The 26447-nt window shown below is 47.4% G+C and carries 27 protein-coding genes and 4 pseudogenes; 19 read left to right on the forward strand and 12 right to left on the reverse strand.

The features are described from left to right. Nucleotides 1-51: 51 nt before the first annotated feature. The 3 genes and pseudogenes from NL324_RS03670 to NL324_RS03680 all read right to left on the reverse strand — a co-directional run bounded on the left by NL324_RS03670 (nt 52) and on the right by NL324_RS03680 (nt 1680). Nucleotides 52-435 (reverse strand): annotated as a pseudogene (locus NL324_RS03670) (IS1 family transposase). Between the two features lie 113 nt (nt 436-548). Continuing rightward, nucleotides 549-1505 carry an Rpn family recombination-promoting nuclease/putative transposase gene (locus NL324_RS03675; RefSeq protein WP_253306388.1) on the reverse strand — a complete coding sequence of 319 codons (957 nt, stop codon included), beginning with the start codon at nt 1503-1505 and terminating at the stop codon, nt 549-551. Between the two features lie 4 nt (nt 1506-1509). Then, a complete protein-coding gene (locus tag NL324_RS03680) occupies nt 1510-1680 on the reverse strand; it encodes a Rop family plasmid primer RNA-binding protein (RefSeq protein ID WP_253306389.1) in 171 nt (56 codons plus the stop codon). Nucleotides 1681-1692: 12 nt separating this feature from the next. Here NL324_RS03680 and NL324_RS03685 point away from each other — a divergent pair, with 12 nt between their 5' ends. The 3 genes and pseudogenes from NL324_RS03685 (at nt 1693) to NL324_RS03695 (ending at nt 2812) form a co-directional block, all read left to right on the forward strand. Next, on the forward strand, nt 1693-2265 hold the full coding sequence (locus tag NL324_RS03685; protein ID WP_253306390.1) for a hypothetical protein: 573 nt from the start codon (nt 1693-1695) through the stop codon (nt 2263-2265). A 26-nt stretch (nt 2266-2291) separates the two neighbouring features. Continuing rightward, nucleotides 2292-2411 (forward strand): annotated as a pseudogene (locus NL324_RS03690) (IS1 family transposase); the annotation flags it as partial. Continuing rightward, a complete protein-coding gene (locus NL324_RS03695) occupies nt 2408-2812 on the forward strand; it encodes an ISAs1 family transposase (RefSeq protein WP_301282773.1) in 405 nt (134 codons plus the stop codon). The pseudogene NL324_RS03690 and the gene NL324_RS03695, both read left to right, overlap by 4 nt. Nucleotides 2813-2888: 76 nt before the next feature. On the opposite strand, the gene NL324_RS03700 is transcribed toward NL324_RS03695, so the two are convergent. Genes NL324_RS03700 through NL324_RS03710 form a run of 3 tightly spaced genes read right to left on the reverse strand, consistent with a single transcriptional unit; the run spans nt 2889 to nt 5003 of the window. Next, nucleotides 2889-3413, reverse strand: a complete 525-nt coding sequence (locus NL324_RS03700) for an IS630 family transposase (RefSeq protein WP_301282740.1) — start codon at nt 3411-3413, stop codon at nt 2889-2891. Continuing rightward, nucleotides 3380-3898, reverse strand: a complete 519-nt coding sequence (locus NL324_RS03705; protein ID WP_253305868.1) for a helix-turn-helix domain-containing protein — start codon at nt 3896-3898, stop codon at nt 3380-3382. The genes NL324_RS03700 and NL324_RS03705 overlap by 34 nt, the downstream gene beginning before the upstream one ends. A gap of 34 nt (nt 3899-3932) precedes the next feature. Continuing rightward, nucleotides 3933-5003, reverse strand: a complete 1071-nt coding sequence (locus NL324_RS03710; protein ID WP_253306392.1) for a hypothetical protein — start codon at nt 5001-5003, stop codon at nt 3933-3935. 192 nt (nt 5004-5195) lie between these two features. Between NL324_RS03710 and NL324_RS03715 the strand changes: the two genes are divergently transcribed. After that, nucleotides 5196-5588, forward strand: a complete 393-nt coding sequence (locus NL324_RS03715) for an ISAs1 family transposase (protein WP_253306393.1) — start codon at nt 5196-5198, stop codon at nt 5586-5588. On the opposite strand, the gene NL324_RS03720 is transcribed toward NL324_RS03715, so the two are convergent. Both NL324_RS03720 and NL324_RS03725 read right to left on the reverse strand, forming a co-directional pair. Then, nucleotides 5585-6535, reverse strand: a complete 951-nt coding sequence (locus NL324_RS03720; protein WP_366516351.1) for an IS3 family transposase — start codon at nt 6533-6535, stop codon at nt 5585-5587. The two genes, NL324_RS03715 and NL324_RS03720, sit on opposite strands and share 4 nt — an antisense overlap. Continuing rightward, complete coding sequence (locus NL324_RS03725; protein WP_253305847.1) at nt 6451-6750, reverse strand: transposase; 300 nt, start codon at nt 6748-6750, stop codon at nt 6451-6453. Before NL324_RS03725 ends, NL324_RS03720 begins: the two co-directional genes overlap by 85 nt. Before the next feature lie 87 nt (nt 6751-6837). Between NL324_RS03725 and NL324_RS03730 the strand changes: the two are divergent. From NL324_RS03730 to NL324_RS03775, 9 genes and pseudogenes are all read left to right on the forward strand, one after another. After that, nucleotides 6838-7833: pseudogene (locus NL324_RS03730) on the forward strand (GspE/PulE family protein); the annotation flags it as partial. Further along, nucleotides 7830-9029, forward strand: a complete 1200-nt coding sequence (gene hofC, locus NL324_RS03735) for a protein transport protein HofC (RefSeq protein ID WP_253306394.1) — start codon at nt 7830-7832, stop codon at nt 9027-9029. The pseudogene NL324_RS03730 and the gene hofC, both read left to right, overlap by 4 nt. Nucleotides 9030-9157: 128 nt before the next feature. Then, on the forward strand, nt 9158-9781 hold the full coding sequence (coaE, locus tag NL324_RS03740; RefSeq protein ID WP_253306395.1) for a dephospho-CoA kinase: 624 nt from the start codon (nt 9158-9160) through the stop codon (nt 9779-9781). Next, entirely contained in the window at nt 9778-10533 is a 756-nt protein-coding gene (locus NL324_RS03745; protein WP_253306396.1) for a cell division protein ZapD, read from the forward strand. Before coaE ends, NL324_RS03745 begins: the two co-directional genes overlap by 4 nt. Nucleotides 10534-10572: 39 nt before the next feature. Further along, nucleotides 10573-10764 (forward strand): DNA gyrase inhibitor YacG, encoded by a 192-nt coding sequence (gene yacG / locus NL324_RS03750; RefSeq protein ID WP_436298255.1) that lies wholly within the window; start codon nt 10573-10575, stop codon nt 10762-10764. Between the two features lies 1 nt (nt 10765). Beyond that, nucleotides 10766-12028: a lipid IV(A) 3-deoxy-D-manno-octulosonic acid transferase gene (waaA, locus tag NL324_RS03755; protein WP_253306398.1), complete on the forward strand. Its 1263-nt coding sequence runs from the start codon at nt 10766-10768 to the stop codon at nt 12026-12028. 27 nt (nt 12029-12055) lie between these two features. Continuing rightward, entirely contained in the window at nt 12056-12505 is a 450-nt protein-coding gene (locus NL324_RS03760) for an NlpC/P60 family N-terminal domain-containing protein (protein ID WP_253306399.1), read from the forward strand. Nucleotides 12506-12579: 74 nt separating this feature from the next. Continuing rightward, a pseudogene (locus NL324_RS03770) lies at nt 12580-13745 on the forward strand (IS3 family transposase). Nucleotides 13746-13773: 28 nt separating this feature from the next. Next, entirely contained in the window at nt 13774-14028 is a 255-nt protein-coding gene (locus tag NL324_RS03775) for a hypothetical protein (protein ID WP_253306400.1), read from the forward strand. Here the strand turns inward: NL324_RS03775 and NL324_RS03780 are convergent. Then, nucleotides 14015-14761, reverse strand: a complete 747-nt coding sequence (locus tag NL324_RS03780; protein WP_253306401.1) for a phosphatase PAP2 family protein — start codon at nt 14759-14761, stop codon at nt 14015-14017. The two genes, NL324_RS03775 and NL324_RS03780, sit on opposite strands and share 14 nt — an antisense overlap. A gap of 482 nt (nt 14762-15243) precedes the next feature. On the opposite strand from NL324_RS03780, the gene NL324_RS03785 reads away from it, so the two are divergent. The 4 genes from NL324_RS03785 (at nt 15244) to NL324_RS03800 (ending at nt 21614) form a co-directional block, all read left to right on the forward strand. Next, nucleotides 15244-17736 carry a hypothetical protein gene (locus tag NL324_RS03785; protein ID WP_253306402.1) on the forward strand — a complete coding sequence of 831 codons (2493 nt, stop codon included), beginning with the start codon at nt 15244-15246 and terminating at the stop codon, nt 17734-17736. Between the two features lie 127 nt (nt 17737-17863). After that, nucleotides 17864-18784, forward strand: a complete 921-nt coding sequence (locus NL324_RS03790; protein ID WP_253306403.1) for a hypothetical protein — start codon at nt 17864-17866, stop codon at nt 18782-18784. A 177-nt stretch (nt 18785-18961) separates the two neighbouring features. Further along, on the forward strand, nt 18962-19240 hold the full coding sequence (locus tag NL324_RS03795; RefSeq protein ID WP_253306404.1) for a hypothetical protein: 279 nt from the start codon (nt 18962-18964) through the stop codon (nt 19238-19240). Continuing rightward, complete coding sequence (locus tag NL324_RS03800; RefSeq protein WP_253306405.1) at nt 19227-21614, forward strand: tetratricopeptide repeat protein; 2388 nt, start codon at nt 19227-19229, stop codon at nt 21612-21614. Before NL324_RS03795 ends, NL324_RS03800 begins: the two co-directional genes overlap by 14 nt. Nucleotides 21615-21703: 89 nt before the next feature. Here the strand turns inward: NL324_RS03800 and glyS are convergent, their stop codons facing one another. After that, on the reverse strand, nt 21704-23785 hold the full coding sequence (gene glyS, locus NL324_RS03805; RefSeq protein ID WP_253306406.1) for a glycine--tRNA ligase subunit beta: 2082 nt from the start codon (nt 23783-23785) through the stop codon (nt 21704-21706). A gap of 20 nt (nt 23786-23805) precedes the next feature. Further along, nucleotides 23806-24714 (reverse strand): glycine--tRNA ligase subunit alpha, encoded by a 909-nt coding sequence (glyQ, locus tag NL324_RS03810; protein ID WP_253306407.1) that lies wholly within the window; start codon nt 24712-24714, stop codon nt 23806-23808. A gap of 80 nt (nt 24715-24794) precedes the next feature. Between glyQ and NL324_RS03815 the strand changes: the two genes are divergently transcribed. Beyond that, nucleotides 24795-25451 (forward strand): DNA-3-methyladenine glycosylase family protein, encoded by a 657-nt coding sequence (locus tag NL324_RS03815; protein WP_253306408.1) that lies wholly within the window; start codon nt 24795-24797, stop codon nt 25449-25451. On the opposite strand, the gene tusA is transcribed toward NL324_RS03815, so the two are convergent. Further along, nucleotides 25434-25715 (reverse strand): sulfurtransferase TusA, encoded by a 282-nt coding sequence (tusA, locus tag NL324_RS03820; protein ID WP_253306409.1) that lies wholly within the window; start codon nt 25713-25715, stop codon nt 25434-25436. The two genes, NL324_RS03815 and tusA, sit on opposite strands and share 18 nt — an antisense overlap. 52 nt (nt 25716-25767) lie before the next feature. On the opposite strand from tusA, the gene hemG reads away from it, so the two are divergent. Continuing rightward, nucleotides 25768-26298 carry a menaquinone-dependent protoporphyrinogen IX dehydrogenase gene (hemG, locus tag NL324_RS03825; protein ID WP_253306410.1) on the forward strand — a complete coding sequence of 177 codons (531 nt, stop codon included), beginning with the start codon at nt 25768-25770 and terminating at the stop codon, nt 26296-26298. The last annotated feature ends 149 nt before the right edge of the window (nt 26299-26447 follow it).

The raw sequence follows: 26447 nt of genomic DNA on the forward strand, positions 1-26447 counted from the left end.
ACCGAGCCCTACATCACTATGGATTAGATGATAAAAATTGAGGGTAGTGGGTCATAATGACCGACAGTGAAAGTTATCAATAGAAGCACCGATAACTTTTTCATGAAGTTCTACAGATTTAGAGAAGCCAATAGTTCGTCTAGCCAAGCGTTTGATATGCGCACGCAGCGTTAGATGATGGCGTTCGATGCGTTGAGTCAAAACCTTGCCAACTAGGTGCTTCCATTGGGAAAGCTGTTGCTGATAATTTGGCCAACCATCGGTAGTGAACCTCCCCATTGAAAATCTCTTAAGCAGTTGTAGTCAGCGTCGTAAGGTTTCAGTGGTTCTTGGCCCAAAAACAGGAGCAAGCACCTTTTTACGCTTAATATCAAAACCATCAAAAAGCCAGTGCTGTTGACGTTTGTTGCCAACCCACCCCCATTGTTCATCCATCTCACAAATCAGCGTCAAATAGTGAAAAACAACCACTGTTACACTTTTTTAAAAATTTGGAATGATGGTCAAAAAAGGCCCAGAGAGGCCCTTTTTAAGCAGGAATTAGGGACTTAATGTAGGTGCAACAGCTCTTTTTTCGAAAGGCCGGTGATTTCTTCAATTTCATTTAATGGTGTTCCTTTTTTCAACATCCGTAGAGCGGTTTGTTGTAGACCTTGCTGTAAGCCCTGTTGTATACCCTGTTGTATACCTTCTTGCTTGAATTGTTGAGCAAACGTCATAATCTCTTCTCCTATTTCCGGGAAAGCACTGGCTAATGCTAGCACGACCCGATCTCGTTCCTCTGGATGCTTATCAGAGCCGCATGCCTTGACGATATACTTCCAGCCCTCTTGAATATACCCAGGACCAATTTCTGAGTAAATTATAGCCAAATTGCCTTCCTTAAGCATCTTTTTCACCCAAGCGAGGACTTGCTCCTCTCTGGCGTGCTTAAGTAACAGCTCCATCATCGAGGCCAGTCCATGATGATTAATTTCTTCATCATTCATTACAGTCAAATCAATCAACTGAAAGGGCTTCAGTGCCCACTGCTTGGCTAGCTCTGGCTGTTCAAAACAGTCCCATATCTCGGTTGGGTAAGGATAAGGTGACTGAATCCCGTGGTAGATCACCAAGGAGATTACAACCGGTAACTTTTCATGGCCCTGCGACAGATGATTATCCATGATGCCTACCGTGTATTGAAAAACACGAAAAGCCATCAACTTCTCCGCCCTGCTCTGGTGCTCCGATGCGATGATAATGTAACCATCACTATCTCCGATAGTGCAGCGGTAAACACAATCGGAATGCACAACCTCTAATCCCTTCAGAATAGAAGTGCCATTGACTAGCGTCAGCGTCGACAAATCCATCCGGGCTAATAATGCCTCAGGCAATTTTGATCGCAGCAGATCGATAGCAACCTTCTTTTCCTGCATCGAGCGTTTAAACCAGGTATCGTAAGGCTGTGAAAGCTCTGAAGACTCTTGGGTTTCTGATGATAGGTCATCTTTTTTAGACATCTAGCTACTCCGACAAGGATTCGGCAAGATTTTGATACAAGCGTTCGGCTTGCTCATGGAGCTGCTCACAGGCATCAGCTTGATCATCTAAAGCCAATTCATTGAGCTTTCCAAGCAAAACCAGCGCTTGGTCGGTGGTGTCCTCTCTTGACTGATGTGTTATGATTGCTATCAAAACGAGGTTTTTATGATTATAGAAGGCAAAAAAATAATACTGAGTGGTCAGTACTTAGACGCCACTGGTGATAGTATTTTAGCACCTAGCTTAGAGATAAGCTTTAAAATCATCCATGGATTAAAGGATATGATACATCCTGGTCTAAAACAGGCGAAATTCACCGGTGTAGAAAGCCCCATCGACTTGTCTATTTTTATGGGTTTGCCAAAACTAACTGATCTGCAGTTTATTGATTGCCTTGGTTTGAATTACTACGTAAATAACTTTTCAGCAATGGCTGATTTATTACAATCTGGGGTAAAAGTTGAGGTGTTAACTAGTCATAATCAGGGATCTACAGATCTTAGTAGCCGATGGTTAACACCCATTTTTGGAACCAGTCCTCAGGAAATTAGAGAACACCCACTCATTCAACAGATGGCTTCTATGAGTACAAAATTTTTGGGTACTACTATTTCATTAAATATAGAGACACAAGAGCATGCCCCAAGACGTCTATCCAAAAGCCATCAATGTTTGAGATCATTCCCGCTTTTGAGCTCATTTCCAATTAGACCTGTTGGAAACGAACCTACAATTTGATGATATTTGAATAGTTCATGAAACCCACCACCCGAACGCATAGTAAGCGCTTGGCTAGACGAACAATTTGTTTTTCCAAATCCATAGAAAGCCATGAAAAGGTGATCGGTTCCTCTATCGAAAAATTTCACTATCAGTCATTATAGAACACTACCTAGAACAGAAGGGGCTATGGCCTGGGCTAAAAGCAGTAGCCATGGTTGCATCCACACGTGAAATTGACGGGAAAACGAGTGAGCAGAGACGCGATTACCTCTGCTCAATCACCAAGGTGGCCTCTATTGCAGAGACTATCCGTCGTCATGGGTCTATTGAAAACCAGCAACATTGGATATTAGATGTACCATTTCCCGAGGATGCTCACCGTGGACGCAAAGATCACTCAGCCGCTAACCTTGAACTCATTCGCCGTACTGCTTTGAATCTATTGCAACAGGATAATAGTAGTGATAAACGAAGTATCCGGCGTCGTAAAAGGCGGGCGTTCTCCAATTTAGCTTATCGGGAGACGCTCTTGTTTGGCCAATCTGTTACAGAAAATTCATAGCGCGATTGCCCTGAAGCCGCTGATGACCATAGCCATCCTGCTATGAAAATTGCCTGGTTTCAGCCACTATCTTAAGTTATCGCGAAAAATTAACTGCAAAAATATTGCCATAAGAGCTCAACAAGCGGTTAATTTCTGTATTGATAGTTTGTTTACTCCAGGTTACCAAGCGGCGCCAATGATACTTAGCTTGTTTCCAAACTATCTCAATCAAATTAAGCTCTGGACTATAAGCGGGAAGATAAAGAAGTACCATATTGTTCTCCACGAACCACCGTTTCAATGTCTCTTGCTCAATGCCATGATGAATACTGGCATTATCTAATACCACAAAGGTATAGCGTTGCTCACCCTTCTGGGCAATATCCTCTAAAAAGTCAACGACCTCTTTTCTTGTCACATTTTGCTCAATAATCTTATGGGACAAGGTGTTAGCTGAAAAATCTAAAGCCCCCAGTACCGAACGTCTGCAGTGTGGTTTTGGTTCTACCCGATGCGGCTGCCCTCTAGGTCCCCAACCATTCTGAACAGGAGGGGTAGAGGAAAAACCACTTTCATCAAAATAGATCAAACGATATTTGTTGTCTTCACGGGAGAGCAATTTGAGCCTTGAGAGTACAGCTGATTTTGCAATGTAACAGGCTTCATCACGTTTTTTTTAAGTGAATAACGTGATCTTTTATAGGAGAGCCCTTGCTCTTTAAGCGCCGAAGCGAGTGTTTCTAGCGTGCAAGGTAAGGCACCATGTTCAGCTTCCACTCGTTTGGCTATGCCTGCTAAACTCAATGATTCCGAGCATGCAGCGTCGACAGCACTGGCAACCATTTCTGGCGACAGCGCTCGTGGTCGGCCGCCGTTATATTGACAAAGCAGGCCACAAATACCTGCTCGGCGCCACCTATGGATCCAGTTATACACCGCTCGAAAACTAACCAAAAGCTCCTTGGAAACTTCAACCGGTTTGAGTCCCTTGGCTAGTAGTAACAGTCCAGCTCCTCGCATCCTGGTCTCTCTATAATGATGGTTTAAAGATAGTTGTTGTAATGTAAAGCGCTCAGTTTCTGTCAATTTTATGGACAATTTCATTGGGCAACAGCATGCAGAGTGAAAATTCATATCTTTAGCATAACTCATTGCATTTCATTTTTATAGAGCACTTAACAGAACCGTCCATCAGAGGCTCTACCGACAGTCTATTGCTGCTGCCACGGCTACTTTCTTGATCTTCTAGGCCTAGTGCGCTCATCTGGTGTTCTAAATTTCTGACATCCTGACGACTGGAAAGGGGCGTATTGATAAGGTTAAGAGATTGACTTGCCACTACTGCTTCAATGGCTATTTCAATAAGAGAAATTATATCTTGACTAGGTAAATAGTCTAATAAAATTAGGTTAACATCCTGATTAAGCCAGATGGGTTTTGTATCATTTTTTATATTTGTGTTGATGTTAATAATTTTCGCAATTTTATTTTTAAGTTGCAAAACATCAACTGCAGCCTCTAGCAAGAATTCATCCTCTTCTTTTCTAGTTCTTTGAGAAATTTTTCTTATTACCACATTGACTAAACCCTCTAAATCTTTAACATTAAATACTTTAAATATGTAATCTTTTTTGAGTTCAGGATTTAATTTAAGTGATTGAATAATATGATCTTCAGTGATTTCTTTAAAAATAGTATCACTAGGTATACTACCGGAGTGAAAAATCCTAAGTAACAAATTAGGTTCCTGTAAGACGACTTGCCCTAAGAACTTAGAACCTTCTCTGCTGATACGAGCTTTTCCCAACAAAAGGCTACTTAAATATTTACTTGAATCAAGGCCAATAAATGTCATTGTATGATCTAATATCGCGTGAACAATAGGACTTTCAATGCTCATGCACTGAGGTGACGCACGGGCTTGTTCATAACCGCAACGTAAATTTGGAGCTGCCCTCAGTTCATTTTCAGTAATACCCTGGATATGTAATGTTTCTAAGGTAGTATCACTTAATTTAAAGTCATTTTGCTTCAAATAAGATTTAATACCTGCAATGATAAGCGTCCTCTCTAATGGTGAAATTTCAAGATCATTTATATTTATATCGTATAAACATTCGAACCTTGTTGGATTATCATCAGGGTTTCCAAAAAATCTTTGGATATTTCTGGATTTTTTAAATACAGATTCTGGAACCATTTCATTCATTCTGAACACAGTTTATAAATTCCTCTTCAAATATGGTTAATAATCAACAATGGGTGGCCCCCTATAGTACAGGATGAATACGCGGGTTGTAAAGGAACCAGTGATCTCCTTCAGGGCAATCGCGCTATAAACTGGTTGTAAATTTCAAGCGGATAAGGTAGACGTCCCTTTTTCCCTGAAGGAACTGAGGCGATGCTATCTGATCCGCAGCCATACTTTGCTCAATTAATCGATCCACGGCGAGAAACTCGCAATAAGCTGCATAAATTGGTAGATATTGTGATGCTCACAGTAGTGTCTGTATTAAGCGGTTGTGAGGACTGGGTCAGTATAGAGGACTTTGGCTGTGAAAATGAAGCGTGGTTACGGGGTTTTTTAGAGCTACCCAATGGTATACCTTCTCATGATACGTTGAGCGATGTGATAGGTCGCATTGATCGAGCGGCTTTTGCGGCTGTTTTCAGTGAGTGGGTGAGCTCAGGCTTGCCAGAACTGGCTAGAAAGCAGATTGCTATCGATGGAAAAACCCTTCGTGGCAGCCTGATCTTGCCACCTTTTTTTAGACACAGAGAAGAGAAACCTTAAGCGACCTGGGATAACCAATTTTTTTCAAAATTTACAGGAGACAGATAGCCTAGCGTTGAGTGCCGTCTCTGTCGGTTATAAAACACTTCTACGTATTCAAAAATGCTCAATTTGGCTTGTTCTCTGCTCTCAAAACGTTCAAAGTGGGTGTGCTCTGTTTTTAAGGTATGGAAAAAACTCTCTGCTACTGCATTGTCATAACAATTGCCCGTACTACTCATGCTAAGCGTTATCTGGTGATGCGCCGATACAGCCTTGAATCCTTTGCTGGTATACTGGCTGCCTCGGTCGGAGTGGTGGATGAGACCTGCAGCAGGCTTCCTCCGTGTTATTGCCTGGCGTAATGCTGCGGCTACTAACTCGGTGGTCATGTGAGCTTGCATATCCATCCCCACGATACTACGAGAGAACAGGTCCAGTACGATAGCAACATACAACCATCCCTCTTGGGTCGGAATATAGGTAATATCTGCTGCCCAGTATTGATCAGGGCGAGTGGCTGTGAACTTCTGCTTGAGTAAATTAGGCGCCACTGCGGCCTTTGGATCGACTATTGTGGTTACCTTAAATCGTTTTTTCATCTTAGCCGCAATATGGGCTGCTTTCATTAGCCGACAAACCCGTTTGCGTGAACAGCGCTCACCTCTAGCTCGTAACTCAGCATGGATACGTGGGCTACCGTAAATTTGGTTGCTTATGGTATAAACCTCTTTAATTTCAGATATTAAACGCTCATCCTCACAATAGCGCTTGGATGGCTCAGCCTTGATAAACTGATAATAGCCACTGCGGGATACACCTAACACGTTGGACATCCTCTCTACGCTGAATTCCCCAGCATGCTTTTGCATAAACTGGTATTTTACTTGCGGGCCACTGAGAAGATGCCCAAGGCTTTTTTTAGGATATCCCTCTCTTCGCGTGCTATCGCCAATTCTTTCCGCAATTGACTGAGCTCAGCATCAGACGCTTTCAGGTATCCTTTGCCCGGGAAAGCCTCTGCACCATCCTTGTTATGCTGATGGACCCACCCTGCCAATGTACTCTTGGGAACTCCCAATTCCTCGCTCAATTGACAGAGCGTTTTACCAGTGCTGTGATACAGCTTTACCGCATTCAGCTTGAATTCCTTATCATAGCTCCTTGATTCCCCTTGATTCATAACTTCACCTCAAAAAGTAACAAAAAATTATACGCTTTGTTCCTCTTCGTTGTGTCCGTTAAAGGGTAGCAAGATCAGCCCCCACCAGCACTAGCGCCCAGAATTGCTGCCCGATTAAAAATTATCAGTGGTCTAAACATTGCGGAGTGCCGTCTCCCCCAAGATGGTCGATTCACTGTGCTGCTACCGGGTACCCACCAAACAGTAGCGCTGCGGGTGGCAACACTCCCCACCCGCTGGGGAGAAAAAGTGGTGTTACGGCTGCTCGATGGCCACCAGCGAACTTTGACCATTGAGCAACTGGGCATGCCACCGACAGTGGAACAGCAGTACCGTGCTGCACTAGCGTCTCCGCAGGGACTGATTTTAGTCACCGGACCCACCGGCAGCGGCAAAACGATCACCCTCTACAGCGGTTTACAGCAGTTGAATCGACCAGAAAACAATCTCTGCACCGCGGAGGATCCGATTGAAATTCCCCTGTCGGGTATTAATCAGGTACAGATCCATCCCAAGGCGGGCCTCACCTTTGATACGGTACTGCGTGCCCTGTTGCGGCAAGATCCCGATGTTATCATGCTGGGTGAAATCCGTGATCGAACGACCGCTGAAATGGCCATCAAAGCCGCGCAGACTGGCCATTTGGTCCTCTCAACCCTGCATACGCATTCAGCTACTGCGGCGCTGACGCGCTTGCTCCAGTTGGGAATAGCACGCTATCAACTGGCCGCTGCCCTCACCTTGATTATTGCACAGCGCCTGCTGCGTCGATTATGCCCCCACTGCCATTCGGCAGCAGCACACCATCGAGAGCAACCCCTGCCACCGCTCCTGCCTGCTGAAGCCAGTCAGATCTGCCCACACTGCCATGGGGGCTATCAAGGTCGGCTGGGGCTCTATGAAGCCCTAGTGATCACCCCTGAGATCACCGCCGCCTTATTACAGGGGGCTAGTGATGCTGCCATCATGCAGCTCGCGCGACAACAGGGCATGCAGACATTAGCAGAGGCTGCTCACCCGTTGATCCTGGCAGGGGTGACGACGACCGCTGAACTTCAGCGCGTCTTGGGCCAGAGATTATGAGCCCTTCCCACCTATATCAGTGGTCAGCTCAAACGCTCGATGGAACGATTATCCTGGGAGAAATTGCAGCACACTCTCGACAGCAGGCACAACACTATTTGCTGCTACAAGGTCAATTCCCTTTAACCGTGCGACGAATCGCACGGTTACCACCCTCCTTTGGCCATAAAACGGCACTGCTCTTTTTTACCCGGCAACTAGGCTTGCTGCTCCACAGTGGGGTGACGCTACAAGAGGCACTCTTGTTGCTCAAGACGAGCGAAAAGAAAGCCGCCTGGCGCTGGTTATTACAACAAATTGCTCAAGAAATCGCCACCGGTAGCCCTTTCTCGCAAGCGCTACAGCGCTACCCAACGCTCTTTACACCGCTCTATTGCTCGCTGATCCGCGTGGGTGAGTGGAGCGGGCAGCTGGACCAGTGTTGTCTACAACTCGCACAACAACAAGAGAAACAGTTACAGCTGCAGCAGTGTTTACACAAGGCGCTGTTCTACCCAGTATTCACGCTAGCTATCACCTTGATAGTCACCCTGTTCATGCTGATGGTCGTCATCCCGCAGTTTCAAGTGATTTACCAGCGTTTTAATACGCCGCTACCGCTGTTGACTCGCGGCATCGTCGCACTCTCTCACCTGTTCACGGAGCACGGCTTAACCCTATTGATCGTTATCATGCTGCTACTCACTGGCTATGCCGTAGGTCGCCAGCTTCACCCCGCTTGGCGGGCTCACGAACAAAACCTCGTACTACAACTACCCTGGCTGGGAGCACTGCTCCAACAGCACTGCTGTGCGCGCTTTACTAGAACCTTGGCCATGACCCAGGCGGCAGGGCTTCCACTGCTGACCAGTCTACAAGCGGCGGGCGACAGCAGCGGCAATGGTTGCTATCAACAAGCTGCAGCCACTATTGCTCAGGCTATCCAGAACGGCACTTCACTGAAACAAGCTTTTAATCGTCACACCCTGTTTTCGCCGCTATTACAGCAAATGATCGCAGTGGGAGAGAGTACCGGGGCTTTAGAACGAACCTTAGCCCCACTGGCCGATTTTTATGAACAACAAGCTCACGAGCAGGCGGCTTATCTGATAAAATTATTAGAGCCGCTGATGATCACCATCATAGGGCTGGTGGTTGGTGCGGTGGTGCTAGCGCTGTATCTACCCATTTTTCAATTAGGGGAGGTGATTCATTGAGGATCATGGACTCAATAACGTTGATTGTGACAGCACCCTAAGCCTATCTCAATAGAATGGGTGAGAGGCCTTGCATTGCTTGACAAACAGGTTATCATCAAAACATCGTTGAGCACGTTAACTAGACAATGGCTATTATTATTGCAATAACCGGTGGCATCAGCAGCGGGAAAAGTACCGTTGCAGCGCTTTTCTCAGCACTGGGTGTTCCTGTTATCGAGAGTGATCAGATCGCTCGTCAGTTAGTAGACATTGGAATGCCCGCTTTTACAGCGATAGTAAACCACTTTGGGCCCCGTGTAGTGCGTGCCAATGGTCAATTAGACCGCGCTTACTTGCGCCAGCTCCTGTTCAACCATCCTACGACAAAAGCGTGGTTAGAAGAGCTGTTACATCCCTTAATCTACCAAGAGAGCTGGCAGCAGCTGAAAGCGGTGAAGAGACCCTATGCTCTGTGGGTAGTTCCACTGTTGGTTGAGCAAGGATGGCAGGCAGGGACCGAACGCACCACAGTGGTCGACAGTAGCTCAGCGCAGCAACTGGCTCGATTAATCGAGCGTGATCAGGTTTCACCCGAGCAGGCACAAGCACTATTAGCACTACAGTGTGATCGCCACCGCCGCCTGGCAGCAGCAGACGATGTTATCGATAACCACGGTCCACGCACGGAGTTACTACCACAAGTGCTTGGCCTACATCAACGGTATCTGCAGTTGGCGGCAACCCACGTTAGCAAAGTTGAAAACCGATGAATATGCTCTCCACAATGATTATTTTTGAATACCCGCTCAATGAAAAAATGCGGACATGGTTGCGACTAGAGTCTATATTACGACATCTTTTCAATAATACGCCATTAGTTGGACACTCCCAGTTGCTGTTTTTTCTGCAGATGCTGAGTAGTTTATTGGATATTCTTGAGCGCTACGATAGCCGGAGTGATTTACTCAAAGCCCTAGAAATTCAACAACAAAAGCTCTCTCAATGGGCGAATCTACCTGGGGTTGATATGCCCCGCCTCAGCCAGCTACAGCAGCAGCTCAGCCACTGTCGGAGTGAGTTGCTAGCGGCATCGCGATTAGGACAGGCATTGCGAGAAGATCCGCTGCTCAGTACGATACGCCAACGTTTGATCACCCCAGGCAATGGCTACTCCTTTGATCTTCCCATGCTGCACTACTGGCTACACCAACCACCAGCAGGAGACCATGAGCAGCAGATCACTGCCTGGTTAGCAACCCTACAACCCCTGCAGCGTGCCCTAAAATTGTATCTAAATCTGTTACGCCAAGCCGTTCCCTTTCGCCAACAACAAGCGACTCAAGGGTTCTATAAAAATAAAACGGAAGTGGGTATTTTGCTCCGGCTACAATTAGAGTGCCAACAGAAGCTATTTCCACAAATTTCTGCGCATAAAAATTGTTTTGCAATCTCTTTTTTCGCCGCCCCAGGCAACACCGAAAAAATTCCGGAACAGCTCTCTTTCGGCCTAGCCTGTTGTTAACCCCTCTTCTCTTCAGGATCTGAAATAAAGAGACCGATGATGATCGCATTGACGGTAGTGCACTGTCCGATTTGCCATGAATCGGTGACGTGGAGCCCCCAAAACCCTTACCGACCTTTTTGTTGCCAACGCTGCCAATTAATCGATCTGGGTGAATGGGCCAGCGAGAAAAAGGTCATTGCCGGTCCGACCATCCCTTATTCTCCAGAGTTTCTCACCGACTTTGATTAACGTGCGTCATCTTTACACGCTAGGGTTTTATTTACTGCAACCGCTGATCATACTGCGGTTATTGTGGCGCAGTTATCGAATGCCCGCTTATCGCCAACGATGGCTGGAGCGATATGGGTTTATCCCTGATCGGATTCCCCCTGGCGGGCTGTTGATCCACTGTGTGTCAGTGGGAGAGACCCGAGCTGCTCTGCCGTTGATCCAAGCCCTCTGTCACACTTATCCACAGTTAGCGATCACCGTAACCACCACGACGCCCACAGGCTCTGAACAGGTCCGTTCCCTATTAGGCCACAGCGTCTACCACAGTTATCTTCCCTATGATCTTCCTGGAGCCCTGAACCGTTTCCTGGATCACCTGCGGCCCCGATTAGTGATTTTGCTAGAGAAAGAGCTCTGGCCCAATTTACTGCAGGCGCTGCAGCAACGGCACATCTCAGTGGTCGTTGCCAATGCCGCACTCTCTGAGCGCTCTTTTAAGGGCTATCGGCGACTGGGCGGATTAGGGAGCGCCATGATGCAACAGCTCTCTTTAGTCGCGGCCCAAGATCCAGCCTCGGCAGAGCGCTTTAAGGCCTTGGGCCTCCCGCCACAACGGCTTGTGCTTCTGGGTAATTTGAAATTTGAGCTGGCATTAGCGCCCACCTTAAAATTGCAAGCCGCCGCGCTAAAAAAATCCTGGGCGGGGCAACGGCCGGTCTGGATGGCTGCCAGCACCCATGCCGGTGAAGAGCAGATCATCATCACTGCCCATCAGCAGCTATTGACCACAGTGCCTTCTCTGTTACTGATTTTGGCCCCCCGACACCCTGAGCGCTTTCTAGCCATCCAGCGTCTCATCCAACGCTGTGGGCTACCGATGATCACGCGCAGCAGTGGCAGCACCGCGACTGCAGAAACACAGGTGGTGTTGGCAGACACCCTTGGAGAGTTGATGCTACTCTATGGTGTTGCCGATCTGGCCTTTGTCGGCGGCAGCTTTGTCGCACAAGGGGGACATAACCCACTAGAGCCCGCAGCCCATGCCCTACCCATCTTGATGGGGCCCCACTATGTTAACTTTAAGGTGATCTGTCAACAGCTGCAGCAAGCAGGAGGCCTCACCCTAGTTCAAGAGCCCACAGCCTTGGCTACAGCCATTCTACCGCTGTTAGCCGATCGGCACCGACGCCAAGCGCAAGGGCAGCGGGCACTCCAGTGCCTTGCAGGGAACCGTGAGGCTCTCCCCTCACTCCTGCAACTTTTAAAACCCTACTTGCCTTAAAAAAATCCTACCGTTAAGGCTTAGGCTATGGCTGTACTGTTAAAAAATAGCTTACCCTTTGCTCATCATGATTCAAGGAGACCTTGGCGTTTTATGATCCATTATCTGCTACTGCTTACTAGCCTATTAACTGCTTTTAGCAACCATGCTAATGTAGTCGAGGGCTCTCTAACCCAAGAGGCCCCCCGCTACTTTTACTCCGCATTAGAGGCTATTTCGCAAAACGCTGTGGAGTATCTGGGTCCCAGCATACGGCCATCGCAGCGCCTGATCTCTGAAAAAGCACAAGCTGCGTTAACCCACACTTTTCTACAACGCTACTTCTCCCCCTGGAACGGCAGCAATCACTTTGCCAGTGTTGAGCAGATCAAACAGCAACAGATCACCCGGTTAGAAGAATTTTTAAAGCAGCCGCTGTGGGGAGCCAACCACTATCCGGTTCCCACCGCCGAACTTGAGGCTATCGAATACAACTGATCTTGCTACCCTTTAACGGACACAACGAAGAGGAACAAAGCGTATAATTTTTTGTTACTTTTTGAGGTGAAGTTATGAATCAAGGGGAATCAAGGAGCTATGATAAGGAATTCAAGCTGAATGCGGTAAAGCTGTATCACAGCACTGGTAAAACGCTCTGTCAATTGAGCGAGGAATTGGGAGTTCCCAAGAGTACATTGGCAGGGTGGGTCCATCAGCATAACAAGGATGGTGCAGAGGCTTTCCCGGGCAAAGGATACCTGAAAGCGTCTGATGCTGAGCTCAGTCAATTGCGGAAAGAATTGGCGATAGCACGCGAAGAGAGGGATATCCTAAAAAAAGCCTTGGGCATCTTCTCAGTGGCCCGCAAGTAAAATACCAGTTTATGCAAAAGCATGCTGGGGAATTCAGCGTAGAGAGGATGTCCAACGTGTTAGGTGTATCCCGCAGTGGCTATTATCAGTTTATCAAGGCTGAGCCATCCAAGCGCTATTGTGAGGATGAGCGTTTAATATCTGAAATTAAAGAGGTTTATACCATAAGCAACCAAATTTACGGTAGCCCACGTATCCATGCTGAGTTACGAGCTAGAGGTGAGCGCTGTTCACGCAAACGGGTTTGTCGGCTAATGAAAGCAGCCCATATTGCGGCTAAGATGAAAAAACGATTTAAGGTAACCACAATAGTCGATCCAAAGGCCGCAGTGGCGCCTAATTTACTCAAGCAGAAGTTCACAGCCACTCGCCCTGATCAATACTGGGCAGCAGATATTACCTATATTCCGACCCAAGAGGGATGGTTGTATGTTGCTATCGTACTGGACCTGTTCTCTCGTAGTATCGTGGGGATGGATATGCAAGCTCACATGACCACCGAGTTAGTAGCCGCAGCATTACGCCAGGCAATAACACGGAGGAAGCCTGCTGCAGGTCTCATCCACCACTCCGACCGAGGCAGCCAGTATACCAGCAAAGGATTCAAGGCTGTATCGGCGCATCACCAGATAACGCTTAGCATGAGTAGTACGGGCAATTGTTATGACAATGCAGTAGCAGAGAGTTTTTTCCATACCTTAAAAACAGAGCACACCCACTTTGAACGTTTTGAGAGCAGAGAACAAGCCAAATTGAGCATTTTTGAATACGTAGAAGTGTTTTATAACCGACAGAGACGGCACTCAACGCTAGGCTATCTGTCTCCTGTAAATTTTGAAAAAAATTGGTTATCCCAGGTCGCTTAAGGTTTCTCTTCTCTGTGTCTAAAAAAAGGTGGCAAGATCAGGTCTGCAAATTATCCCACACGCGCAGGCGGACAAAGCCCGGGGGCAGAGCCAGATTGCTCTGCCGGAAGCCATCGTCCCCGACTGTGATCCTGACAGCGAGCAAGTGCGCTATATTGTTGCCATGACTGATGGCTTGCAATGCTACGCACCTGCACGCTTGGGTGAAATTGAGTTACCGCAGCGAGTAGTTGAACGTCACGCGAAGCTGGCCCTGGCACTCCAGGCAATTACACAATCTTAGGTACAGGCTCTAATACTCCTTTGATTTGTGAGGTTTTGGTGCGGGGGGTGCCTTGCCAAAACAGCTTTTGCAGGTAGAGTGACAGCGCTGATACAGCGAGCACCCAGAATAGAGTGGCCAAGATTTTTTGAGCTACAGGCTGGGCCCTGCTGGTTGATTGAACCATGGTTGAACCGACCACTAGCCCGAATAGTGCGTAGTAATTTCTCCAGGCATAAAATGGGATCCCGAGAGTTCTCAGGTGTAGATAGAATACCATCGCGGTAGCGAGCGCCAGTGTTAACCAGGGCATAGTTTCAGGGATTTTTTTACCGCAAAAGTTGTAACCGATCACGAGTAATAACGCAAAAACTAACGCGCCGAAAACATCGCTATAATAGTGATAACCCATATAGACAACACTATACCCGACGCCTACCAGGAGTAGTGAGATCAATAGGGTAACACTGGGCCTTTTAGCTTTATAGGCTATTGAGGTGTATAAAACCGTTGCCATCAGCATGTGCCCGCTAGGAAATCCAAATCCTGGGATCCCCAATGCCGGAGGCAGTGGGATCTTAAACGTGGCTTTTAGCGCTGCGGTGGCGATACCGGCTAGCAACATGAGGCTAGTGATGTGATAAAAAGTCTGTCGACTCCACCAAATAAATCCCAGCACAATCAGCAGCGCCAAGGTGGGATCATGACTAAAAATCAGTAAGGTTTTGGCTACTACAATGCCATCTAGTACCATAAAAATCGCCTCGAAAGAGTAGGGAGTGTGAGATACCCAGGGTAATTACGCTATCAAGGTTATTATAAAATTTTTCAAGCTCACGTAAAGCTGGATTAACAGAGCAATCATGATTATGTTCACCTAAAATTCGCTTCATTCCAGGAAAATTTACAATATTTTTTAAAGCGCGATTGCCCTGGCTGAGTCACTTGTATGATCCTCTCCATCGAAGGTTTCAGCCGTTTCGTTACCTCCACGACTGCTCCGATTGCTACCGAACGGGATTCGTTATTCGTACTCGCTGAAAGAGCGGGCCTTTGCACGGCGCACTCCCGAACTGAGGTTAACTTATTTTTGATTTTAAATTTATGTTGTGCAATGATACTTTCAAGGTTAGTTGGGGTGCTATATCGGTTGATCAACCTGTCGCTATTTTAGGAACCAATAAGACCCGAAAGATGATTTGAGAATTTTGTGATAGCCAATGGAGTGCATGACCGATGGGCAATAAAGAGAGTAGAGACAATGACAGAGATAGCAGGGACTATAGCTCAAATAACCAACCTAGAGAACTAGCCTGGAGCACGCTTCTAGATAGAGAAATCAATAGGACAGAGCGCCAATCTAGGGAAATGGTCACTGTTAGGGAACAGGCGAGCCAACCTAGAGAAACGGCCTGGCAGGAACTCCGAGATAGAGAAATTAATAGGACGGAGAACCAAACTAGGGAGAGGGTTAGTGTTAGGGAACCTGTCAGGGAAGCAGGGGAAGATAGGGGGAATAACAGGGAATCAAAGCATGACTTTACGAATGCAATCACTCCTACCTCTGAAGCAAAACAACCAGACGAAAAAAAGACAAAGGCATCTACTACGCTTGAAAGTGATAAAAATATTGCTAAAAAACCGGTGGGAACTGAAAAAACCAGTCAATCATCAAAGAGTGATTCAAGCAGTACTATCAAGGAAGTACCAGCGGAATTAGGCAAAATCCCCTCTAGTTCTAAAGAAGCTAGCAAAAGCTCGAATAGCCAACCGGGATGGTCAGTGCTTAGGGAACCTGTGGCCCAACCTGAAAAAAAATTCTTGCAGGAGCTCATAGACAGAGAGATTAATAGGACAGAGAACTCACCTAGGGAGATGGTCACTATTAGGGAAATTGCTAAAGAACCCGTGGTAACTGAAAAAACCAGTCAATTATCATCAAAGAGTGATTCAAGCAGTACTATCAAGGAAGTTCCAGAGGAATTAAGCAAAATGGATACTGCTGGAAATTTAGCACGGACCGAGCAAGAACAGCAGAAGTCCATCTTAGAGTTGTCGACGCCAGAAAAAATAAAAATAGCAAATTATATTGTTTTTAAAGTTAATCCAGATAGTAAACGGGGGGTTAGACATCTTCTCAGAACGTTTGGAGTAGAAGAGGAATCTCTTCCTTCCGAAAAAAAACCTGAAAAAATCCCCCAGATTTCAGAAACTGAAATGGGATACGCAGCGGTAAAAAAACAATCGGAAGAGATAATTAACCAAGCTATCTTATTAGAACATAATAGAAAGTTTGAATATAGTAATATGAACGTGCCTTTCAACCATAATATATCTAGTGATAAGGAAGTTCCCATTAATTTCTTAAAAAATCAGGGTAATGAATTTTATGTTGAGAGCTTTGAAACCAATAGTGACAGTTTTGTAAAAAAAACACTGTGTGATCCGCTAGCAAGACAAGTATTGACCCCAATAACTGCTGCCGTTGACTGTGCCGTTACCAAAGGACTCCTAACAACGGGATACGTAGGTACATGCGTTACTCTTAATTTAGCGGAAGAACATGAAATTATACACAATCGTGACGTTGATCTACGAGTATCAGCAGCAGCAGTGCTTAAACCTAGTGATAAAATGCAATCCAAAGATGTTGATACAGAGAACCAACATAGGTACATGGTCATTGCAAGGGAATATAGAAACGCACCCCCTGAAAAAACGTTCTTGCAGGATCTCATAAATAGAGAGATTAATCAGATAGAGAACTTACCTGGGGAGAGGATCAATGTTGGGGAAATTGCTAAAGAACCTGTGGTAACTGAAAAAACCAGTCAATTATCATCAAAGAGTAATTCAAGCAGTACCATCAAGGAAGTTCCAGTGGAATTAAGCAAAATGGATACTGCTGGAAATTTAGCACGAATCGAGAAAGAACAGCAAAAGTCCATCTTAGATTTGTCGACGCCAGAAAAAATAAAAATAGCAAATTATATTGTTTTTAAAGTTAATCCAGATAGTAAACAGGGGGTTAGACATCTTCTCAGAACGTTTGGAGCAGAAGAGGAATCTCTTCCTTCCGAAAAAAAACCTGAAAAAATCCCCCAGATTTCAGAAACTGAAATGGGATACGCAGCGGTAAAAAAACAATCGGAAGAGATAATTAACCAAGCTATCTTATTAGAACACAATAGAAAGTTTGAATATAGTAATATGGACGTGCCTTTCAACCATAACATATCTAGTGATAAGGAAGTTCCCATTAATTTCTTAAAAAATCAGGGTAATGAATTTTATGTTGAGAGCTTTGAAACCAATAGTGACAGTTTTGTAAAAAAAACACTGTGTGATCCGCTAGCAAGACAAGTATTGACCCCAATAACTGCTGCCATTGACTGTGCCGTTACCAAAGGAAAACTAACAACGGGATACGTAGGTACATGCGTTACTCTTAAATTAGCGGAAGAACATGAAAACATACACAATCGTGACGTTGATATAAGAGTATCAGCAGAAGCAGTGCTTAAACCTAGTAATAAAATTCAATCCAAAGATGTTAATAATGAAAAGAAAAATATAATTAATCACCTACCACAAGAAATAAGTGCCTTTTCAAATAATGACAGCCGTGTTGCGGGAACTTGTACAAAGGCTGACTCACAAAACCAACATAATGAGATAGTCCCAGCATACTCCGATAGAGACTCACCAAAAAGTAGCAGGAGTCGTTAAACTAACCAATCTAGCGCCTGCTGCCGTTATTGTTCAATGTTGTGTTATCGATTTTGATAACGGTAGCGTGAAGGCGCTTAATGCCTACGAATTAATTGTGAACTGCTCTATTTCCTAAGGAAGTAACATGGTATTCAGAGATTTATTCTTACCACAAGAAATGGTTAAATTTATCCGTCACCAGGCTATAGTGATTTTGTGTTTTGTGGTTGCTATAACAGGGTTGATCATGACACTACGAGGCATATGGTGGACCTCTTACATGCCATTTGAGTTATATTTTATACGCTTTAATTCTGGAATTAATATACAAATACCCACCAACGATATGGTAGGTAAATCATTGCCTTCTATCATTAACTCTGTGAATTTCAAAGCAACCTATTTAGGTGATATTTTGTTCAATTTTTTAGGTAAAGTTTTATTCACCTCCATACTTATTTCTTTGGTACGACACAATGCACAGCAACCACAATACAAAATAAAGCAAGTAGTATTGCAAGGTATAAAACGTTTTCCTGCACTGTTAAAACTAACTATAGCTTTCTTTCTGATGGGAGTAGTGCTGATAGTTATAATATTCGCCATATGTTTCGGAATTGCGACAGGTGCATCCTGGCTTGGGATTGCTGGATCTGTAGAAAATTTTACATATATTCATCCTATCCAGTACAATATTTACTTTATAGTCTTCTTTCTAATGTCATGGCCGTTAACATATTTCTCATTTACTGCTTATATTTTAGAAGATTTTGATGGTGCTGTGTTTACTAGCTTACGTCGCAGTTGGCACCTGATCCGTAACCACTGGGAACCGCTAATAGTTGGCACGCTAATATTTTGTAGCACTACCGCGTTAATAAATACAGGGTGCTCTCTGATTATTGTGAGTCTTTCACATAACACACTTAGCCCCGTAGCAATCTGTTTATTGGACTACACGCTTGGGCTGATAATTTTCAGTTTAATAATGATTTACTATGGAATGGCCTACGTTAAGATTGTCCAGCCTGCAAAGGCGTTGTTGAGCAAATCAGTTCTGGTTTGAGGAAACCTCGAAGCCATGGAGCCTAATCTCCTATAGAAGCTTATACCGGAGCCATGTTGCACTTGTTGCGTTAATCCAGCGACTGATCAAGGCATAAAAAGTGCCACTGAAATATCCAGCCTCCTTGCCTTTGGACCCGTTGGTCCAACGGCTAACCAATGGCTTATTGAGTATCCTATGGATAAGATTGACCAGAAAGTATTGCAAGTAAAAGAGAAGGATGATAAGCATAACGCTGCCGTTGCTCTTGAGCGCTCTAGGGATTTTCAAAGGAGACACTATGCAGTCGAGTCAATTGACTACAGACTAGATTGTTTGTCACAGGCAATTAGCAGCAGCAATGAGGCGTTAGCAGTCGGTAGCCTAGCGCTAACAACTGACTCCGATTCGGATAGTTCCATACGCTCCCTATCCTCTGCTGGAAAAAAACAGCGGACGCCGCATGTCGCGCCATAACAACAATCTGGACCGGAATACACACGCTAGCTCAATGGTCACAATACTGCTGCTGGGGTTACTCAGCAGCCACCCCGGATGGAGTCGTGAACCCAAGGTCCAGGAGTTAACGTTGTCGCTGTCAGGGCACGTCTCCAGTCGAGAGGGTGCGCCGGAGAACCAACACGCTCTAAAGAGTAGATCTCTAGAGGGGCGTGTGCCGGGGAGCAGAGCCCTAAAACAACTTCACCAGGCGGCCACAAACGGCTCTGCGAAAGCACAGTTTGATCTTGCCATCCTCTATCGGGACGGTCTAGGGGTCATTCAGGATGATGCAACTGCCGTCAGATGGCTCCGCAAGTCTGCAAAACAAGATTTCGCGTTGGCACAATACGAGATGTTTAAGATCTATTCAGAAGGGCTGGGTGTGCCGCAGGATCACGGGGTCGCTGCAGAGTGGCTGCGAAAGGCTGCGGAGAAAGGATACCCTGCCGCTCAGTTTATTCTTGGAACGCTCTATGCCAATGGGGAGGGGGTACCTAAAGATCATTCACTCTCTGTGCAGTGGCTCCTCAAGGCGGCAGAGCAGGGGCAGGTCGACGCCCAGGAGCTCATGGGTTTCCAATATTTATTAGGTGAATGGGTTCCAAAAGATGATGTGGCGGCAGCTAAGTGGTTCAAAAAAGCTGCGGAGAAAGGAGTGGAGTCAGCCCAAGGGCAGTTGGGACGCCTCTATTTTTATGGCGATGGCGTGCCCAAAGACTACGCCATTGCGGCACACTGGCTATCCAGAGCTGCAGAGCAGGACTATCCCATGGCCCAGCGTTATCTGGGGGCGATGTATGAGGATGGCCTCGGCGTGGAGAAAGATGGGCCACTCGCTCTCCAGTGGTTTAAAAAAGCTGCAGAGCAGGGCGATTCAGTGGCCCAATTCAGGCTCGGTAAGCTGTATGCCGGGGGCCGTGCGGTGCCTAAAGACTATGCGTTGGCCGCGCAATGGTTTCTCAAGGCTGCAACACAGGGCTACACTCTAGCCCAATACCACCTAGGGATGATGTATGAGGATGGCCTTGGAGTGGAGAAAGATGGGCAACTCGCTGCCCAGTGGTATAAAAAATCTGCGGAGCAGGGCGAGCCAGAGGCCCAATTCAGTCTCGGCGAGCTGTATGCCGTGGGCCGTGTGGTGCCTAAAGACTATGCATTGGCCACGCAATGGTATCTTAAGGCTGCAACACAGGGGCACACGCTAGCCCAATGCCACCTAGGGATGATGTATGAGGATGGCCTCGGAGTAGAGAGAGATGAACCACTCGCTGCCCAGTGGTTTAAAAAATCTGCGGAGCAGGGCGATCCGGTGGCTCAATTCAGGCTTGGTAAGCTGTATGAAGGGGGCCGTGCGATTTCTAAAGACTATGCGTTGGCCGCACAATGGTTTCTTAAGGCTGCGACACAGGGCCATACTCTAGCCCAATGTCAGCTAGGGTGGATGTATGTGAATGGTCTTGGAGTGGAAAAAGATGATCAACTTGCTGTCCAGTGGTATAAAAAATCTGCGGAGCAGGGCGAGCCAGAGGCCCAATTCAGGCTTGGTAATCTGTATGCAGTGGGCCATGCGGTGCCTAAAGACTATACGTTGGCTGTACAATGGTTGCTTAAGGCTGCGACACAGGGACACCGTCGAGCCCAATACCACCTGGGGACGATGTATGAGATGGGCCTGGGTGTCGCAAAAAATGAGCAGCGGGCTAGCGAGTGGTGCCGCAAAGCGGCAGAGCGGGGAGAAGTTAAGGCCCAGGTCGATCTTGGCAGGAGGTATGAAGAAGGCTTGGGGGTGGTACAGGATGATGTGCAGGCGGCCGAGTGGTATCGCAAGGCCGCTGATCAGGGAGAGGCCTCAGCACAGACCGAACTTGGGCATCTGTACTCAAAGGGTCGAGGAGTTCCCAAGGATGAAACCCTCGCCACGGAGTGGTACTACAAAGCTGCGAAGCAGAATCATTCACCCGCCCAAACGACACTGGGCTATAGGTATTTAGTCGGCCAAGGTGTTAAGCAAGATTATGCAGAGGCAGTTCAGTGGCTTCGCAAAGCAGCCTTACAGGGTGAATCTGTGGCCCAATACAACCTCGGGCTGGCGTATCAGGGGGGATATGGCGTGGCAAGGGATCAACAGCAAGCAGCAGCGTGGTTTCACAAGGCTGCAGAACAGGGCCACAGGGCATCCCAGTTCCACCTTGGGACACTGTACGAGGTAGGACTCGGGGTTGAGAAAAACCAAAAGCTGGCCGCAGAATGGTATAGGAAGGCCGCCAACCAGGGGGTTAAAGAGGCACAGCAGCGGTTGGAGCGGTTGGAAAGGTTCTTATCCAAGAGTAAGCCCAATTCAAAAAAATGAACGGGGAGTGCTGTTATCGGGCTTTGTTGAACCGCTCGTTTTATAGTGAATTTAATATAGGCTCCCTACCGACAGCACCTCAACAGGACCTAATGGCTGGCACTCAGCAGTGAAATATCAGCAATCTGTAAAAACAGTTCGCGGATTTCGTCAAGCAGCCTTAAGCGATTCAGGCGTAGCGGGAGATCCTCAACCAACACCATCACTTCAGTGAAAAACCGCTCAAGCGGCGGCTGCAGTACCGCCAGTTGACCTAAGGCCGTGGAATACGCTTGCGTGTTGAGAAGCGGCGGTAGCGTGTGCTGAAGTTGCCGGATTTGTTGGGCTAGCAACTGTTCAGCGGGGGCCTGGAGTAGGTTAACGTTAATCGAAGCGGGCAATAGGGCAAGATCAACTTTGGCTAGTAAATGTGAGACCCGTTTATGGGCGGCGGCTAACGCTTGAGCCGCCGGCTGGGTATAAAAGGTCGCCAAGGCTTTAATCCGTGCATCAATATCAGAGGGTAAGGCCCGTTGACGGGCTAAGACCGCCTGAACCAGGGCAGCAGAGAACCCCTGTTCCTGATACCAATAGAGCAGCCGGTTGAGAATAAAGTCAAGCACCGTGGTAGCCAACTGGGGCTGTGTCAACTGATCCGCATAGCCGGTGATGGCGGCCTCAATGATCGGCGGTAGGGCTAAGGGCAAACGGTTTTCAATGAGAATACGGAGTAGCCCCAGCGCCGCTCGTCGCAGCGCAAAGGGATCTTTATCACCACTGGGCTGGGCACCGATACCAATAATACCCACCAGTGTGTCGAGTTTATCGGCTATCGCCACACTACAGGCGATCAACTCACGAGGGAGAGCATCACCGGCAAAGCGGGGTTGATAATGAGCCTGGATGGCCTGAGCGATAGTTTCCCCTTCGCCATCTGCCCGAGCGTAGTGCATGCCCATGGTACCTTGGGTGGCTGGAGACTCAAAGACCATATGACTGGCTAGATCACATTTGGCCAGCAGCGCCGCCCGCGAAGCTTGCAGAGGATCAGCTTGGAGCTCTGCAGCAATCAGGCCTGCAAGGGTTTGTAAGCGCTGAGCTTTATCATAGAGGCTCCCCAGCTGCTGTTGAAAGAGCATCGTCTGCAACCGGGGTAGTAAAGCAGCGAGTGGTTGGCGGCGATCACTATTGAAAAAGAATTGTGCATCGGCCAATCGGGGGCGGATCACCTGCTCGTTGCCATGAATAATAGCGCTAGGATCTAGGGGATCGATATTGGCTACAAAAATAAACTGCGGCAGCAGTTCTCCTTGGTGGTCATACAAGGGGAAATAACGCTGGTCTCTCTTCATGGTATGGACCAGTGCCTCTGCGGGGACTGAGAGAAATTGTGGATCAAAACGGGCGCTGAGTACCACTGGCCATTCGACCAGTGCCGTGACCTCCTCCAACAACGACTCATCCAGGTCTACCTGACTGCCGAGCTGAGTCGCCGTTTTGCTGATCTCACGGCGGATCATCGCTTGTCGTTTTGCAAAATCGGCGAGGACTCGACCCCGTTCTAACAGGATTTTCGGGTACTCTTCGGCATGACTAATGGTGAAGCTAGCCTCACCCATAAAACGGTGACCAGTCAGGGTGCGGGAAGTGGCTATCCCGAGTACTTCTCCTTCAAGGAGTTGTTCATCCAACAGGGCGACCACAGCGTGCAGCGGACGAATAAAAGGGAAAGGGTGATCACCCCAGTGCATTAATTTAACAGATTTCAAGTTTTTGAGCGCTTGATTGACCTGATTTAACAGCAGGGAAGAGGCGGGGGCTCCGGTCACTTGAGCACAGTATCGCAACCAGCTGCCTTTGGGAGAGTGCCAGCGCTCTGCCTGTTCAAGGGATATTTGGCAACTTTGCGCCCATTTTTGGGCCGCCTGGGTGGGCTCTCCTTGGAGATTGAAGGCTTGGGCTAGTGCCGGCCCCCGTTTCTCGACGATTTTATCCGGTTGTTGGCTGGCCAACTGCTGTACTTTGAGGGCTAAGCGACGGGGTGTGGCAAACCACTGTAGGTGGCCGTAGGCTAACTCAGCCTGTTGTAAAGCCAGGGCCAATTCGGTAGCAAAATTTTTGGCCACTGTGCGCAGCGCCTGCGGCGGTAGCTCTTCGGTCGTCAGCTCTATGAGGAAGGTGTGGGTCGTCATCCAATTATTCTCACCAAAGGTTAGGCGTGGCAGCCTGGAAAGCCAAGGGATTGGCGGGCATTGTAGTAGGCTTGTGCTACTAATTTGGTTAAGGAGCGGATCCGCAAAATAAACCGTTGCCGTTCAGTTACCGACAACGCTTTACGGGCATCCAACAGATTAAACTGATGGGCCGCTTTCAAGATGCACTCATAGGCGGGCAAAGGCAGCGGGATCGGTAAATCCAGTAACTGCTGTGCTTCTGCTTCATAGAGCTGGAAGTGATCGAACAGTCTGGCGATAGTCGCTTGTTCGAAATTATAAGTCGACTGTTCACGCTCATTTTGCTGAAAAATAGCACCATAGGTGGTTCTGCCAAGCCTCCCTTCACTCCACAGTAGCTCATAGACAGAATCAACTTTTTGCAGTGCCATCGCTAGCCGCTCTAAGCCGTAAGTGATTTCGCCAGTGACCGGTTTACAGGGCAGCCCCCCTACCTGCTGGAAGTAGGTAAATTGGGTGATCTCCATACCATTGAGCCACACCTCCCAGCCCATCCCCCAAGCACCTAGGGTAGGATTTTCCCAATTATCTTCGACAAAACGGATATCCTGCTGGGTAGGGTCAATTCCGATATGACGCAGTGATTCCAGATAAAGCGCTTGGATATTCATCGGTGAAGGCTTGAGCATCACCTGAAATTGGTAGTACTGTTGTAAACGGTTAGGGTTATCGCCGTAGCGACCATCGGTCGGTCGCCGACAGGGTTGGACATAAGCGACTGCCATCGGCTCCGGGCCAATGGCGCGTAAAAAAGTGAGTGGGTGTGAGGTGCCAGCGCCGACTTCGAGATCGAGGGGCTGTACCAAGGTACAGCCCTGATCCGCCCAATAGTGCTGTAAACTTAAGATCAAACCCTGAAAAGTAGTGACATCGCAGTGTGGTTTCATGATATTTAAAGGGCCGCTCTATTCAACAAATTGGAGAGAGACAGTATACCGTGTCAACTGATATCAGGCAGCCTTTAACGATGATGATAACGCGAGGTGATTTTGCTAGGAGTCCCTCTGAGGGATACACCCCGGTGATAAACCATTTGCAACAACGCGATGCCCGGTTAGCAACGGTGATAGCAGAGACTACCTTACCCCCATTACCGGAGCCAGCCACACCCTACTTAAGTTTACTACGCGCCGTGGTGAACCAACAGATCGCGCGATCAACCGCCCAGCGAATTTGGCAACGACTGCTCAATCAATTAGGCAGCGATCTAGCACCTGATCAACTGCTCCTGCAGGCAGAGCAACTACAATCCAGTGGCCTATCGCGGCAGAAAGTGTGCTACCTGCAATCCATCGCGCTTTACGCCCAACAACACGATTTGAGTGCTGCAGCCTTAGAAGCCTTGAGTGATCAGCAAATGATACAGCAGTTAACCGGTATTCATGGCATTGGAGAGTGGACTGTGCAGATGTTACTCATTTTTTGTCTGCACAGACCAGACGTATTGCCGTTAGAGGATTTGATCATCCGTCGTGCCATGCAACGGCTCTACAGCCCTGAGGCGTCACAAGGCAGCTTATTAAGAAGAGAACTGCAGCAGATCGCTACTCAGTGGGAGCCTTATCGGAGCAGCGCGTGTCGTTATCTCTGGAGCTGGCACAGCCAGTTAACGCTTACGAATTAAGTAGCGATAAGTCACTGGAGCGCGCGTATCACTACCGAGTAGCTGGTGCCCCATAAAGCGGCAAAAATTCGGGATATCACGGGTGGTAGCAGGATCATCTGCTAAAACCAACAACGTTTGCTGAGCGGCTAATGCCCGGACAGTACCGCGTACCAGCATCAGGGGTTCTGGACAGCGCAAGCCGCGAGTATCTAGTGTGTGATCAGCGTGTGCCAACGGATCTGGCAGCCTGGTTTTTAACGCTAACGGTGGTAAGATGGGCATCTTATAAAGTGATAATCAAGAATCGCATGAAGCAGTAGCCGAGTACTATTATATGACAGCCCTGTTACTGTACTCAAGCCGCGATGGCCATACACAGCGGATTATGCAGAGAATGGCACAGCTATTATCCGAGCAGCTAGTGTGTGAGGTGGCTGATTTACATCAGTTAGCCACGCCTGATTGGGATCGTTATCAACGGATCATGCTGGGAGCATCCATTCGTTATGGCCATTTTCATCCCCTGTTTTGGCGCTTTGTGCAGCAACAGGCGGAACCACTCAATCAGCGCCCCAGTGCTTTTTTCTGTGTTAATTTGGTAGCCCGTAAACCAGGAAAGCGTACAGCGAGTAGCAACCCCTATTTGCGGAAATTTTTACAACGATCACCGTGGCAGCCGACGCTGTGTAGTGCTTTTGCCGGTGCGCTCTGTTATCCGCGCTATCGTTGGTTTGATCGACTGCTGATCCAATTGATTATGTCGTTTACTCAGGGCGAAACGGATCCGACCCAATCGATTGAGTATACAGATTGGCAGCAAGTGGACGCGTTTGCTCGGCAATTTTCTCACTTATCGGAGAGTTAATCACCTACTGACGTTTTTTCTGCTTGCAAGTTGAGAAAGAAGACCTATAATACGCCCTCTTACTGAGAGCGGGCTTGGTGAGGCGGTCTAAAAAAATCGTCTGACGTGAAAGTACTCAAGGTAAGTTGAGTAGCAGGGTTCTTTAAAAA

The sequence above is a fragment of the unidentified bacterial endosymbiont genome (assembly GCF_918320885.1).
Taxonomy (GTDB): domain Bacteria; phylum Pseudomonadota; class Gammaproteobacteria; order Enterobacterales.

Excerpts from the sequence above, each read along its gene's own strand:
- NL324_RS03685 (WP_253306390.1), top strand. The coding sequence starts at position 1,693 with ATGATTATAGAAGGCAAAAAAATAATACTGAGTGGTCAGTACTTAGAC.
- NL324_RS03815 (WP_253306408.1), top strand. The coding sequence starts at position 24,795 with ATGATGATAACGCGAGGTGATTTTGCTAGGAGTCCCTCTGAGGGATAC.
- NL324_RS03725 (WP_253305847.1), bottom strand. The coding sequence starts at position 6,750 with ATGAATCAAGGGGAATCAAGGAGCTATGATAAGGAATTCAAGCTGAAT.
- tusA (WP_253306409.1), bottom strand. The coding sequence starts at position 25,715 with ATGCCCATCTTACCACCGTTAGCGTTAAAAACCAGGCTGCCAGATCCG.
- NL324_RS03780 (WP_253306401.1), bottom strand. The coding sequence starts at position 14,761 with ATGGTACTAGATGGCATTGTAGTAGCCAAAACCTTACTGATTTTTAGT.
- NL324_RS03785 (WP_253306402.1), top strand. The coding sequence starts at position 15,244 with ATGGGCAATAAAGAGAGTAGAGACAATGACAGAGATAGCAGGGACTAT.
- NL324_RS03710 (WP_253306392.1), bottom strand. The coding sequence starts at position 5,003 with ATGAATGAAATGGTTCCAGAATCTGTATTTAAAAAATCCAGAAATATC.
- NL324_RS03715 (WP_253306393.1), top strand. The coding sequence starts at position 5,196 with ATGCTATCTGATCCGCAGCCATACTTTGCTCAATTAATCGATCCACGG.
- NL324_RS03795 (WP_253306404.1), top strand. The coding sequence starts at position 18,962 with ATGGATAAGATTGACCAGAAAGTATTGCAAGTAAAAGAGAAGGATGAT.
- NL324_RS03705 (WP_253305868.1), bottom strand. The coding sequence starts at position 3,898 with ATGAAATTGTCCATAAAATTGACAGAAACTGAGCGCTTTACATTACAA.
- yacG (WP_436298255.1), top strand. The coding sequence starts at position 10,573 with ATGATCGCATTGACGGTAGTGCACTGTCCGATTTGCCATGAATCGGTG.
- hemG (WP_253306410.1), top strand. The coding sequence starts at position 25,768 with ATGACAGCCCTGTTACTGTACTCAAGCCGCGATGGCCATACACAGCGG.
- NL324_RS03800 (WP_253306405.1), top strand. The coding sequence starts at position 19,227 with ATGTCGCGCCATAACAACAATCTGGACCGGAATACACACGCTAGCTCA.
- NL324_RS03745 (WP_253306396.1), top strand. The coding sequence starts at position 9,778 with ATGAATATGCTCTCCACAATGATTATTTTTGAATACCCGCTCAATGAA.
- hofC (WP_253306394.1), top strand. The coding sequence starts at position 7,830 with ATGAGCCCTTCCCACCTATATCAGTGGTCAGCTCAAACGCTCGATGGA.
- NL324_RS03760 (WP_253306399.1), top strand. The coding sequence starts at position 12,056 with ATGGCTGTACTGTTAAAAAATAGCTTACCCTTTGCTCATCATGATTCA.
- glyS (WP_253306406.1), bottom strand. The coding sequence starts at position 23,785 with ATGACGACCCACACCTTCCTCATAGAGCTGACGACCGAAGAGCTACCG.
- NL324_RS03675 (WP_253306388.1), bottom strand. The coding sequence starts at position 1,505 with ATGTCTAAAAAAGATGACCTATCATCAGAAACCCAAGAGTCTTCAGAG.
- coaE (WP_253306395.1), top strand. The coding sequence starts at position 9,158 with ATGGCTATTATTATTGCAATAACCGGTGGCATCAGCAGCGGGAAAAGT.
- NL324_RS03790 (WP_253306403.1), top strand. The coding sequence starts at position 17,864 with ATGGTATTCAGAGATTTATTCTTACCACAAGAAATGGTTAAATTTATC.
- glyQ (WP_253306407.1), bottom strand. The coding sequence starts at position 24,714 with ATGAAACCACACTGCGATGTCACTACTTTTCAGGGTTTGATCTTAAGT.